The sequence below is a fragment of the Acinetobacter sp. V102_4 genome (genome assembly GCF_031799005.1).
Taxonomy (GTDB): Bacteria; Pseudomonadota; Gammaproteobacteria; order Pseudomonadales; family Moraxellaceae; genus Acinetobacter; species Acinetobacter calcoaceticus.
This window is the reverse complement of the sequence record NZ_JAVQNR010000032.1, coordinates 112,500-125,041: the sequence shown is the minus strand read 5'-3', so window position 1 is coordinate 125,041 and position 12,542 is coordinate 112,500. Positions and strand designations below refer to the sequence as shown.

Here is a 12,542-nt window from a genome sequence, read left to right as displayed (position 1 = left end):
GAATTAATAAAATCACAATATGAAATACGCTAGTGCTTTGTAGGCATATTTTCAAAAAAGCACATCTTTCTGTTATAAACGAGTGAAATTAGCTTTTCGTTAATGAAGCTTTAGGATTAAAATAAACGGCTACAAAAATAGATGACAATTTCCATTGTTTTTTGAGTTGAAGAATTAGACCGTGACCGATTCACAGCAAAGCAAACCCAAACATGTCATGATGATGGCTGCCGGTACAGGTGGACATGTTTTTCCAGCCCTCGCCGTAGCCAAACAACTTCAACAACAAGGTTGTCAGGTTTCATGGTTAGCCACGCCAACAGGTATGGAAAATCGATTATTAAAAGATCAAAATATTCCAATTTATCAAATTGATATTCAAGGTGTTCGTGGGAACGGTGTGATCCGTAAACTTGCTGCGCCTTTTAAAATTTTAAAAGCGACTTTAAGCGCAATGCGCTATATGAAACAGCTTAAAGTTGATGCTGTGGCTGGATTTGGTGGTTATGTTGCGGGGCCTGGTGGTTTAGCAGCACGATTGTTAGGTATTCCAGTACTTATTCACGAGCAAAATGCGGTTGCTGGTTTTACCAATGCACAGCTAGCGCGTGTTGCTAAAGTCGTGTGTGAAGCATTTCCAAATACTTTTCCTGTTAGTGAAAAAGTTGTTACAACCGGAAATCCGGTACGTCGTGAAATCACCGATATTTTAAGCTCTAAGTGGCGTTATGATGCGCGTGAGCAAGCGGGACAACCTTTAAATATTTTAATTGTCGGCGGTTCTTTAGGTGCAAAAGCGCTTAATGAACATTTACCGCCAGCGCTCAAAAAAATACAAGTTCCACTCAATATTTTTCATCAAAGTGGTCAACAGCAAGTTGAAGCAACTCAAGCACTTTATGCAGATGCACCAGCCAACTTAAAGGTGCAGGTTTTGCCGTTTATTGAAGATATGGCAAAGGCTTATAGTGAAGCTGATTTAATTATTTGCCGAGCTGGAGCATTAACGGTGACGGAAGTTGCAACAGCAGGCGTTGCTGCAGTTTTTGTACCACTTCCGATAGCAGTTGATGACCATCAAACTGCGAATGCCAAATTTCTGGCTGATATCGGCGCTGCAAAAATTTGCCAGCAATCGACTATGACACCAGATGTTTTAAATGAATTGTTCACTTCGCTGATGAACCGCCAATTACTTACAGAAATGGCAGTGAAAGCGCGTCAACATGCCCAACCAAATGCGACTCAGCATGTGGTTGATCTTATCCAAAAAATGTAATCGGATTTACTATGTCTCCATCAACAGCTGCGAACCAAGCAAAAAAACTGATTAAAGTGCCTGAAATGCGCCGTATCAAACACATTCATTTTGTGGGGATCGGTGGTGCTGGGATGTGTGGCATTGCAGAGGTATTGGGTAACCAAGGTTATAAAATTTCTGGTTCAGACATTAAAGCATCTAAGACTACAGAACAATTAGAGCAAAATGGCATCAAGGTTTATATTGGCCATCAAGCGGAAAATATTAAAAATGCCAATGTGCTTGTAGTTTCTACAGCGATTGATCCAGAAAATCCAGAAATTAAAGCAGCGATTGAGCAACGTACTCCAATCGTACGCCGCGCAGAGATGCTAGGTGAGCTTATGCGTTACCGTCATGGTATTGCTGTAGCTGGTACGCATGGTAAAACCACTACTACAAGTCTTTTAACCACCATGTTGGCTGAAGAAAACCTTGATCCAACCTATGTCATTGGTGGTTTACTTAATAGCACAGGTGTAAATGCTGCACTGGGCGAAAGTCGTTTTATCGTGGCTGAAGCTGATGAGTCAGATGCGTCTTTCCTTTATTTGCAACCAATGGCGGCCATTGTAACGAACATTGATGCTGACCATATGGATACCTATGAAGGTAGCTTTGATAAATTAAAAGATACGTTCGTACAGTTCCTTCATAACTTACCATTTTATGGTTTGGCTGTAGTTTGTGGTGATGACGCCAACATTCGTGAAATTATGCCACGTGTAGGCCGCCCAGTTATTACTTATGGTTTTAATGAAGATAACGACATTCGCGCAATTGATGTTGAACAAGATGGTATGCGTTCACACTTCACGGTGTTACGTAAAGGTCGTGAGCCGCTACGTTTAACCATCAACCAACCGGGTATGCATAACATCTTAAATGCTCTAGCTGCTATTGGTGTTGCGACTGACGAAGGTGTTTCTGATGATGCAATTAGCCGTGCATTAGCAGGATTTAGTGGTGTTGGTCGTCGCTTCCAAGTACAAGGTGAGTTTGAACTTGCCGATGGTAACGTTAAGCTAGTTGATGACTATGGGCACCATCCGAAAGAAGTAGAAGCGACTATTAAAGCTGCTCGCCAGAGCCATCCAGATCGTCGTTTGGTTATGTTATTCCAGCCACACCGTTACTCTCGTACCCGCGATTGTTTTGATGACTTTATTGAAGTGCTTTCTCAAGTCGATCAATTATTATTACTGGAAGTTTATCCTGCCGGTGAGAAGCCTATTGTAGGTGCAGACAGCCGTACTTTGGCGCGTAGTATTCGTTTACGTGGACAGGTGGAACCGATTTTGGTCGATCCGGTTGAAGGTAATTTGCAAAACATCATGCAAAATGTGTTACAACCAAATGACTTGTTATTAACGCAGGGTGCGGGTAACGTTGGAGCAATTTCAGTAGAACTTGCACAACACAATTTGTATATGAAATAAACAAAAAGTATTGAATTATCGGGTTAAGGATTTAAACGTGTCAAATGCTACAAAATTCGGCAAAGTTGCCGTGCTATTTGGTGGGAAATCGGCTGAGCGTGCTGTGTCTTTAGATAGTGGTCAGGCAGTTCTGGATGCTTTGTTACGCTCAGGTGTTCAGGCTGAAGCATTTGATCCGCAAGACCGCAGTGTGACTGAACTTGTAAATTATGATCGTGCATTTATTGTATTGCATGGTCGTGGCGGTGAAGATGGCCAGATTCAAGGCGTACTTGAATGGTTAAATCTGCCTTATACAGGAACAGGTGTGCAAGGTTCTGCGATTGGCATGGATAAAGTCAAAACCAAGCAAATCTGGCAAGGTAGCGATTTACCTACAGCGCCATATCGTATTATTACTAAAGATACAGATTTAGATGCGGTTATTGCTGAGCTAGGCTTGCCTGTCATTATCAAACCTGTACATGAAGGCTCAAGCGTGGGCATGAGTAAGGTTGAGAAAGCAGAAGACTTTGCTGCTGCAATTGAAAAGGCGACCCAGCACGATGCTGTTGTGATGGCAGAAAAATGGATCACAGGTCGTGAATTCACAATCTCGTTCTTAAATGGACAGCCTTTGCCGGTTATTCGTTTACAACCACCAGCAGACGTTGCTTTTTATGACTATGAAGCAAAATATGAACGTAATGATGTTGAGTACGGTATTCCTTGTGGTCTAAGTGAGACAGAAGAGAAAAACCTACAAGCATTGTGCTTACGTGCTTTTCAAGCAGTTGGTGCTGAAGGCTGGGGCCGTATTGATGCGATGCAGGATGAGCAGGGTAATTTCTGGCTTTTAGAAGTCAACACTGTGCCAGGTATGACCAGCCACTCTTTAGTTCCAAAAGCTGCTCAAGCTGTTGGCTATAGTTTTGATGAATTGTGTGTTGCCATTCTTGAGCAAACATTGGAAGGTACGGCTTAAATATGGCACAACTTCCGGCTTCCATGCGCCGTAAACGTGCGGCCATCACCTCTATTCATGATAAACCGCCTACACGTAAGCAGAAGCTTGCGAATGCTGGTGGATGGGTGCTGTTGGTTATTGCTTTTGTAGTGCTGGCAGTCGGAATTTATGGGCTATATAAAGTTATTACAGATGCGAAAGTTGCAAAGCTAGAGGTTGTAGGGTCGACGTCTTCAGTTGAAACACAACAAGTGATGCAGCATGTTGCTCCAATTATAAAAGCGAATTATTTCACATCTGATTTAGAACAGATTCGTGACAAAACATTAGAAATTTCGTGGGTAGACCGAGTTGTTGTATCTCGTGCCTGGCCCAATGGTATTCGTGTTCGTGTTATGCCTCGACATGCCATCGCCCGTTGGGGAACAGGTCGCTTGTTAAGCGATGGAGGCGATGTATTCAGTGAGGCGGAGTCGACAATTCATCCTGAGCTTCCGTTACTACATGGTCCGGTAAGCCAGTCGAAAATGATGATGCGACGCTATAATGAAATCAATCAATTATTCCACCCCGCCAATTTGCGCCTAAAAGAGTTATATCTGACGGAGCGAATGACTTGGTTTATGCAGTTTGACACAGGTTTACGAATTATCGTTGACCAAGATCAAACAATGAATAAGTTGCAACGTTTAAGTCATCTGGCACAATCTGACTTAAAACCGGTGTGGTCGAAAATCTCAGCCATTGATTTGCGATATCGTAATGGATTATCTATTCAATGGAAGAACGCAACACCACCTAAAATTGTGAATGGTCAGTTTGTTGTAACGATTGATGACACAAGCATTGCAGGTGGAACAAAAGCAAAGCCATAATACGTGGCTTTAAAATAGGCAATTTGCCTGGTATTAAACAACAAAGAAATGGTATGAGTGATGAATGAAGCTGTTCCCTCAGTTGTTGCGATTGACATTGGGACGCATAAAGTTTCAGTTTTGATTGGAAAAATTCATGCGCCGGATAACATTCAAGTTATCGGTATGGCAACTGCTCGCAATCGAGGCATGAATAAAGGAAAAATCGTAAGCCTCGATAAAGTCATCGCTGCGATTAAAAATGCTGTTGCTGAAGCGGAAAATATGGCCGAATGTCGCATTCATAGCGCATGGGTATCGATTCCGAGTACCGAGTTGCAAAGTTTTTATGCCTCTGGTCGCACACCAGTCGCTAATCCAGCACATGTTATTACAACAAACGAAGTTGTGCGCGCGTTAGAATTGGCAAAAGCAAGTCATGTGACTTCTGATTACTATTTAGCAAGCGCAGTGCCGTTAGGCTTTGAATTGGGTGATTCTGCTGAATGGGTACAGAATCCAATTAACATGACTGCCCATAGTATGACAGGACATTATCAGTTAATGATGATGCCTATAGCGACTATGCAAAACCTTGATCGCGCCATGAAAGGTGCAAATATCGGGGTTGAAAAAATGGTGGTATCTTGCTTGGCAACCGCTGAGGCAAGTTTACTTAAAGATGAAAAAGAATATGGTGTTTGTCTGGTCGATATTGGCGCAGGCATTACCAATCTTGCGGTTTATCTAGATGGGCGTTTGGCTCTGGCACGTACATTGCAACGCGGTGGTGAGCACGTTACGCGTGATATTGCGGCTGTATTGCAAACCACGACAGAAGAAGCTGAACGCATTAAAATTCTGTATGGTTGTGTTGATTTAAGTGCTGTTAAGCCAGATCACATGATTCAGGTAGAAGGAATTGATGGCCCTCAAACCATTAGTCGAATTGAGTTGTCAGAAATTATTATTGCCCGTTATGAAGAGATCTTTAGCCAGATTCGCGATGAACTCGAAAATAGCGGTGCAATTCATGGTTTATACCATGGTGTAGTGCTGACAGGTGATGCTTGTCAAATCGAAGGTATGGTGAGTTTGGCTCGCCGTATGTTGGGGGTATCTGCACATTTGGGCAATCCACCGTTACAGGTTTATGCTGATGATCAGCATCAAGCCGCGTTACGTCGTTCGATGTATGCAACAGCAGCTGGTTTGCTCATGTTTAGCCAAAGTGAGTTGCAAGAAGCTGTTGAAGAGCCTGAAGAGGCAAATGACCGTTCGGTATGGGAACGAATGGTAAATGGCTGGAATGCGTTTAATAGCAAGCTAAAAGCCATTTTTTAGGATGTATGGATTTATTGGTAGAATTGTTAGGAAGTTGTAAGAGAAAACCACTGTACTTGACAAGGTTTGTATTGCACAGCATTCTTAAAATTAGTTATTTTTGAAAATCAAGGCAGTATACGGGCTGAAGTGACTGCCATAATGTATTAGGAACCCTAAAGGTCATGGCCTCATTTGAATTTATAGAAGATGAACTAAACGATGGCAACGGTCAAGCCCGTTTCACTGTATTTGGTGTAGGTGGTGGTGGCGGTAATGCCGTTCAACATATGGTGCAGTCTGATATTCAAGGTGTTAAATTCGTTTGTGCCAATACAGACAAACAAGCACTGGACTGTATGAATGCACCTTTCAAAATTCAGTTAGGCGAGCAAAGTACACGTGGTCTAGGTGCTGGTGCTAACCCTGAAGTAGGGCAAGTTGCAGCAGAAGAAAGCCGTGAAATTATTCGTCACCATCTTGAAGGTACGGATATGGTATTCGTTACCGCTGGTATGGGTGGTGGTACGGGTACAGGCGCGGCACCTGTGGTGGCTGAAGTTGCCAAAGAAATGGGTATTTTGACTGTTGGTGTTGTGACAACCCCATTTAACTTTGAAGGCCGTCGCCGTTTAAAGTCTGCTGAACGTGGTATTGAAGCGCTTGAAGCACATGTTGATTCATTGATTATTATCCCTAACCAGCGCTTACTCAGCGTATATGGCGATATTTCAATGAAAGATGCTTATAAAAAAGCTGATGATGTATTGTTAAACGCTGTACGTAGTATCTTTGACCTTGTTGTAAACCGTGGTCATATTAACCTTGACTTCGCCGATTTGAAAACTGCAATGAGTACACGTGGTTATGCCATGATGGGTGCTGGTTTAGGCCGTGGTGAAGATCGTGCACGTCAAGCTGCTGAACAGGCTATCCGTAGTCCATTGCTTGATAACGTAAATATTATTAATGCTAAAGGTGTGTTGATTAACATTACTGGCGGTGATGATATTACTTTACGCGAAACTGAAATCATTACTGATGTCGTGAACCAGATTGTTGACCTTGATGAAGGTGAAATCTTCTACGGTACTGTATTTGATCCAGATGCGCGTGATGAATTACGTGTAACAGTAATTGCAACTGGTTTAACACGAAATGCAGCAGATGCAGAGCCGAGAAAACGCAATACGGTAAGTCATGCATCGACTCAATCAGCTCAATCTGTTGATGAAGATGATGTTCCTGCTATTAATAAGCGTCAAAATGCAGACAATGAAGTGAGTAGTACTGCAAGTTCTTCTCCGCGTTCTTCTCCGATGAGCATTCAAGATTACTTGAAAAATCAGCAACGTAAGTAAAATATTATTAGATTTTAAAAAAGGCAGTGTTTAATCACTGCCTTTTTTTGTTTTTGATCAATCACTAAATATGCTAACGTATAGCGGTTTTAAAAAAGAAGTTACAAAGCATGGTGAAACAACGTACTCTCAATCGTGTGGTAAAAGCGAGTGGAATAGGTCTTCATAGCGGTCAAAAAGTGATGATCAATTTCATTCCACATACCGTGGATGGAGGTATTGTATTTCGTCGTATCGATTTAGATCCACCTGTGGAAATCCATGCGAATGCTTTGCTGATTCAAGAAGCTTTCATGTGCTCCAATTTAGTAATTGGAGATATAAAAGTTGGAACGATTGAGCATGTGATGAGCGCAATTGCAGGTTTGGGGATTGATAACCTTATTGTTGAGGTATCTGCGTCCGAAGTTCCGATTATGGATGGAAGTGCTGGCCCATTTATTTACCTGTTAATGCAAGGTGGATTGCGTGAGCTGGATGCGCCGAAAAAATTTATAAGAATATTAAAACCAGTTGAAGCATTAATCGATGATAAAAAAGCAATTTTTAGCCCGCATAATGGCTTTCAGTTAAATTTTACGATTGATTTTGACCATCCGGCATTTGCTAAAGAATATCAATCTGCGACTATCGACTTTTCTACTGAAACTTTTGTATATGAAGTCAGTGAAGCTCGTACTTTTGGTTTTATGAAAGATCTGGATTATCTCAAAGCAAATAACTTAGCTTTAGGTGCAAGTTTAGATAATGCGATTGGTGTAGATGACACGGGTGTTGTTAACGAAGAAGGCTTACGTTTCGCTGATGAATTTGTGAGACATAAGATTTTAGATGCAGTAGGTGATTTGTATTTGCTTGGTCATCAAATTATTGCCAAGTTTGATGGTTATAAATCGGGACATGCTTTAAATAATCAGTTGTTACGCAATGTTCAAAGTGATCCGAGTAATTATGAAATTGTAACATTTGATGACGAGAATGAATGTCCAATTCCATATGTGAGTGTGACATAAGTCATTGTCTTTATTTGGTCATGTTATAATGTAACATTTTAAAGTGTGAATTTTGTCACATAAATATGGCTGAACTTTTCTTTAAATATATAGCTCGTCATTTTTTATTGCTTGCCAAACGTAGTAAAGCTTGGCTAAGCTTAGGGTCGCTCACAAAGTCGGCTGCACTACGTAACATTTCTTGTGTTTCCGGGGGGATGGGTTTAGATGGCTCAGATGAGGGTGGATTTGGAATGTTTTTATTTCTCAAGCGAACCTGAATTCTTTGTAGGTCTTTTAACCCTTCAAGTTGAGATAATTTAGATACATATTGGTTCTGTAAATAACTGAGTTGACTAATCATCGCCTGATTTTCACCAGTAATGATCAAAGAACCATTTTGATAACACACGACCTGCCATTGTTCCGGTTGGGGCAATAAGGGTTGGATAATTTTCGTAAGTCTTTGCCATTGCGCGACTTGCGTTGTTAGAAACGTAAGGTTTCCTGTTTTTATGTGTTTTCCGGATTGTTGAAAAACGTTATCGGGTTTAGACATGGGTCATTCTCGGATAGATTCTTGTCTTCATCTTAAGCGTTCATTTCAATCGATATCAAGGAAGAGATCATAAGGAACTTAAGTAAGAACAGTTTCAAGAGGTTTTTATGCACACGCGTCGTATTTTATTAGCGTTTTCACTTGCCGCTTCGGCAGCATCAGTTGCTTTTGCAGATTATCAAACAATTAACCAATCTACTGATTCAGATCGATTGGAACAACTATCAAAAACATTATCTCAAGGTTCATATACTCATCCTGATGATTTAGATCTTCCAGCGAGTGCGAAAGTTTCAGTGACCTTACGCCAAAAAACGGTTGAGCTCAACAATGAGTCACTCGCTAAAAAATATGGCAATACGACAGCTAAGAACTCTTTCAATACCTCTTCTTCAAATGCTTATTCGTGGTTAGTTTCTCATCCTCTTCCTGATACAGTACGTGTTTCTTCCAACTTTGGTGGCCGTACGATGGGTGGTCGTGCCGAACATCATGGCGGATTGGATATGGCTGCTCCAAGTGGTACGCCAATTTATGCTACAGGCCCAGGTATTGTAACCAAATCTGGTTGGGGTACTGGCTATGGTCAATATGTTGAAATTAACCATGGGAATGGCTATTTAACACGCTATGCGCATGCTTCTCGTTTAATGGTACGTGTAGGTGAACAAGTCTCTGCAGGTGAACATATTGCCAATGTAGGTTGTACTGGTCGCTGTACTGGTCCACATTTGCACTATGAAGTAGTAAAAGATGGTCAACGTAAGAATCCAACAACTTACTTGGCGATGCTTCCTTAAAAGCATAGTGAAAAAGGTTAAGGTTATTGAATTTATGAATCTGAAATTAACTTAAACCTTTTTTAACGTAAAGATTGTATAAAAAAACGCCATTATTGGCGTTTTTTTGTTATTTTGTTTAATGCTCGGTCAATGACTATTCATTCAGAAAATAATAGGCCCCCCTCACATTCACCCGTGGCAATAACTAGAGAGGGGTAAAACGTGGTAAAAATACAAAGTAGATTAAAGAACAAGGAACAGGTGAATTATGGCGTTTTACGGTGACTCCGATGCACAAGAAACCCAAGAGTGGCAAGATGCATTCGATTCAGTTTTACAACATATGGGAACTGAGCGCGCGGCATTCTTATTGGAAAAACTTTACCAACAAGCAATTGCTAAGCATGTTCCCATTCAACGTCTCAATACACCTTACTTAAATACAATTTCTGTTGAAGAACAACCTGCAATGCCAGGCGACCAAGATATGGAACGCCGTATTCGTGCATTGATTCGTTGGAATGCCTTAGCAATGGTACTTCGCGCGAATAAAACAGGTGATGATTTAGGTGGACACTTGGCGAGCTTCGCATCAAGTGCAACATTATATGACGTAGGTTTTAACCATTTCTTCCGCGCAAACAGCAATAACTTTGGCGGAGATATGATTTATTACCAAGGACACTGTGCTCCTGGTATTTATGCACGTTCATTCCTAGAAGGACGTTTAACTGAAGAACAGTTAAGTAATTTCCGCCGTGAAGTTGGTGGTAACGGTTTACCAAGCTATCCACATCCATATTTAATGCCGGACTATTGGCAATTCCCAACTGTATCAATGGGTCTTGGTCCAATCATGTCGATTTATCAAGCGCACATTCAAAAATATTTGATGAACCGTGGCTTGATCAAAGAAGAAGATCGTAAAGTCTGGGCATATCTTGGCGATGGTGAAATGGATGAACCAGAAAGTACTGGTGCAATTTCACTTGCTGGTCGTGAAAAGCTTGATAACTTAATTTGGGTGGTTAACTGTAACTTACAGCGTCTAGATGGTCCTGTACGTGGTAACGGTAAAATCATTCAAGAATTAGAATCTTTATTCCGTGGTGCGGGCTGGCGTGTCATTAAAGTGGTATGGGGTCGTCATTGGGATCCGCTACTTGCAAAAGACAGCACTGGTGCTTTAAAAGCGGTAATGGGCGAAACAGTTGATGGTGAGTATCAACGCTATCAAGTGAAAGGTGGTGCATATACACGTGAGAAATTCTTTGGCAAGTACCCAGAAGCTGCGGAACTTGTAAAAGATTTAAGCGATGAAGACATCGATAATCTTAACCGTGGTGGTCATGACCCGTACAAAGTTTTTGCTGCCTATGCAGAAGCAATGAAAGCTAAAGGTCAACCAACAGTTATTCTTGCGAAAACTGTTAAAGGTTACGGTTTGTCTGAAGAAATTGAAGCGGTGAACAAAACTCACCAAATCAAAAAAATGCAGATCGACTCTTTGAAATATGTACGTGACCGTTTCAACCTGCCATTTACAGATGATAAGTTAGAAGAGCTTCCATTCTACCGCCCAAGTGAAAACTCTCCAGAAATGAAGTATATGAAGGCGCGTCGTGAAGCTTTAGGTGGCTATTTACCTGCACGTCGTAAAGAGAGTGAAATTTTAGCGATTCCTGAATTATCTGTATTTGATGCAGTATTAAAAGGTTCTGCAGGCAAAGAACAATCAACGACCATGGTGATGGTGCGTTTAATTGCTTCTTTACTCAAAGAAAAAGCAATTAAAGACCGCGTAGTGCCAATCGTTCCAGATGAAGCGCGTACATTTGGTTTAGAAGGTATGTTCCGTCAGCTTGGTATTTATGCTGCTCACGGTCAAAAATATACCCCAGAAGACCAAGAACAGTTAATGCATTACCGTGAAGCAAGTGACGGTCACATGCTTCAAGAAGGGATTAACGAAGCTGGTGCGATGAGCGCATGGGCTGCGTTGGCAACAAGTTATTCAACCAATAACTTGCCAATGATTCCAATGTACATGTACTACTCAATGTTTGGTTTCCAACGTATTGGTGACATTGCATGGGCAGCGGGCGATGCACAAGCTCAAGGTTTCTTGTTAGGTGCAACTGCTGGTCGTACCACATTGAACGGTGAAGGTTTACAGCACCAAGATGGTCATTCACATATCTTGGCGAACACGATTCCTAACTGTGTATCTTATGACCCATGTTTCGGTTACGAATTAGCTGTAATCGTACATGATGGTTTACAACGTATGTATGTGAACCAAGAGCGTGTGTTCTATTACCTAACTGTAATGAACGAAAACTACGAGCATCCTGCAATGCCTGAAGGCGCTGAGGAAGGCATTAAACGTGGTATGTACTTGTTCGAAAAAGATGAAAAAGCAACTGTTCAATTACTTGGTTCAGGTGTAATTCTTCGTGAAGTGATCAAAGCTGCGAAAATCTTACGTGATGAATACCAAATCCATTCAAACGTTTGGAGTGTAACAAGCTTCAATGAGTTGTCTCGTGATGGTATGGCGTGTGAAGAATACAACCGTTTACACCCACTTACTGAAGAAGTGAAAGAGTCTTGGGTGTCTAAACAATTACGCGGTACAGAAGGTATTGTTGTTTCAGCAACAGATCATATGCGTGCTTATAGCGAACAAATCCGTGCCTATCTTCCAGATGGCCGCCCATTTGTTGCGTTGGGTACAGATGGTTATGGTCGCTCAGATACACGTGCTAACTTGCGTAGTTTCTTTGGTGTTGATGCTGCACATATCGTTGTTGCTACTTTGAAAAAATTAGCTGACGAAGGTGAAGTAGATGCACGTTTAGTTAAAGATGCAATTTCTAACTTTGAGTTAGATACTGATCGTCCAGTGGCATGGGCTCCACAAGCACATCCAGAAGTTCAAGCAGTTGCTGAATACCATGAAGCGCAAACAGGTGAGGGGAACTAA

Annotated in this window: 10 protein-coding genes; 9 read left to right on the top strand and 1 reads right to left on the bottom strand. The window is 41.5% G+C overall.

Annotated features, from left to right (window positions below; genetic code table 11):
• The first annotated feature begins 181 nt into the window (after window positions 1–181).
• The 7 genes from murG (at window position 182) to lpxC (ending at window position 8,236) form a co-directional block, all read left to right on the top strand.
• Window positions 182–1,279: an undecaprenyldiphospho-muramoylpentapeptide beta-N-acetylglucosaminyltransferase gene (gene murG / locus RMB13_RS03140; protein ID WP_003654098.1), complete on the top strand. Its 1,098-nt coding sequence runs from the start codon at window positions 182–184 to the stop codon at window positions 1,277–1,279.
• A gap of 11 nt (window positions 1,280–1,290) precedes the next feature.
• Window positions 1,291–2,739 carry a UDP-N-acetylmuramate--L-alanine ligase gene (murC, locus tag RMB13_RS03135; protein ID WP_080027987.1) on the top strand — a complete coding sequence of 483 codons (1,449 nt, stop codon included), beginning with the start codon at window positions 1,291–1,293 and terminating at the stop codon, window positions 2,737–2,739.
• Between the two features lie 37 nt (window positions 2,740–2,776).
• Window positions 2,777–3,703 (top strand): D-alanine--D-alanine ligase, encoded by a 927-nt coding sequence (locus tag RMB13_RS03130; protein ID WP_017391045.1) that lies wholly within the window; start codon window positions 2,777–2,779, stop codon window positions 3,701–3,703.
• A 2-nt stretch (window positions 3,704–3,705) separates the two neighbouring features.
• Window positions 3,706–4,560: a cell division protein FtsQ/DivIB gene (locus tag RMB13_RS03125; RefSeq protein WP_311084387.1), complete on the top strand. Its 855-nt coding sequence runs from the start codon at window positions 3,706–3,708 to the stop codon at window positions 4,558–4,560.
• Between the two features lie 60 nt (window positions 4,561–4,620).
• Window positions 4,621–5,883: a cell division protein FtsA gene (gene ftsA / locus RMB13_RS03120; RefSeq protein ID WP_004790064.1), complete on the top strand. Its 1,263-nt coding sequence runs from the start codon at window positions 4,621–4,623 to the stop codon at window positions 5,881–5,883.
• A gap of 164 nt (window positions 5,884–6,047) precedes the next feature.
• Window positions 6,048–7,223, top strand: a complete 1,176-nt coding sequence (ftsZ, locus tag RMB13_RS03115; protein ID WP_003654090.1) for a cell division protein FtsZ — start codon at window positions 6,048–6,050, stop codon at window positions 7,221–7,223.
• 110 nt (window positions 7,224–7,333) lie between these two features.
• Window positions 7,334–8,236: a UDP-3-O-acyl-N-acetylglucosamine deacetylase gene (gene lpxC, locus RMB13_RS03110; RefSeq protein WP_005038014.1), complete on the top strand. Its 903-nt coding sequence runs from the start codon at window positions 7,334–7,336 to the stop codon at window positions 8,234–8,236.
• Window positions 8,237–8,333: 97 nt separating this feature from the next.
• Here the strand turns inward: lpxC and RMB13_RS03105 are convergent, their stop codons facing one another.
• Window positions 8,334–8,774: a DciA family protein gene (locus RMB13_RS03105; RefSeq protein WP_003654086.1), complete on the bottom strand. Its 441-nt coding sequence runs from the start codon at window positions 8,772–8,774 to the stop codon at window positions 8,334–8,336.
• A gap of 107 nt (window positions 8,775–8,881) precedes the next feature.
• Here RMB13_RS03105 and RMB13_RS03100 point away from each other — a divergent pair, with 107 nt between their 5' ends.
• Together RMB13_RS03100 and aceE are read left to right on the top strand one after the other, a co-directional pair.
• On the top strand, window positions 8,882–9,574 hold the full coding sequence (locus RMB13_RS03100) for a M23 family metallopeptidase (RefSeq protein WP_005038016.1): 693 nt from the start codon (window positions 8,882–8,884) through the stop codon (window positions 9,572–9,574).
• A gap of 250 nt (window positions 9,575–9,824) precedes the next feature.
• Window positions 9,825–12,542 (top strand): pyruvate dehydrogenase (acetyl-transferring), homodimeric type, encoded by a 2,718-nt coding sequence (aceE, locus tag RMB13_RS03095; RefSeq protein ID WP_005300635.1) that lies wholly within the window; start codon window positions 9,825–9,827, stop codon window positions 12,540–12,542.

Coding starts and splice junctions, on each gene's coding strand:
- murC (WP_080027987.1), top strand. CDS start 1,291: ATGTCTCCATCAACAGCTGCGAACCAAGCAAAAAAACTGATTAAAGTG.
- RMB13_RS03125 (WP_311084387.1), top strand. CDS start 3,706: ATGGCACAACTTCCGGCTTCCATGCGCCGTAAACGTGCGGCCATCACC.
- ftsA (WP_004790064.1), top strand. CDS start 4,621: ATGAATGAAGCTGTTCCCTCAGTTGTTGCGATTGACATTGGGACGCAT.
- ftsZ (WP_003654090.1), top strand. CDS start 6,048: ATGGCCTCATTTGAATTTATAGAAGATGAACTAAACGATGGCAACGGT.
- lpxC (WP_005038014.1), top strand. CDS start 7,334: ATGGTGAAACAACGTACTCTCAATCGTGTGGTAAAAGCGAGTGGAATA.
- RMB13_RS03105 (WP_003654086.1), bottom strand. CDS start 8,774: ATGTCTAAACCCGATAACGTTTTTCAACAATCCGGAAAACACATAAAA.
- RMB13_RS03100 (WP_005038016.1), top strand. CDS start 8,882: ATGCACACGCGTCGTATTTTATTAGCGTTTTCACTTGCCGCTTCGGCA.
- aceE (WP_005300635.1), top strand. CDS start 9,825: ATGGCGTTTTACGGTGACTCCGATGCACAAGAAACCCAAGAGTGGCAA.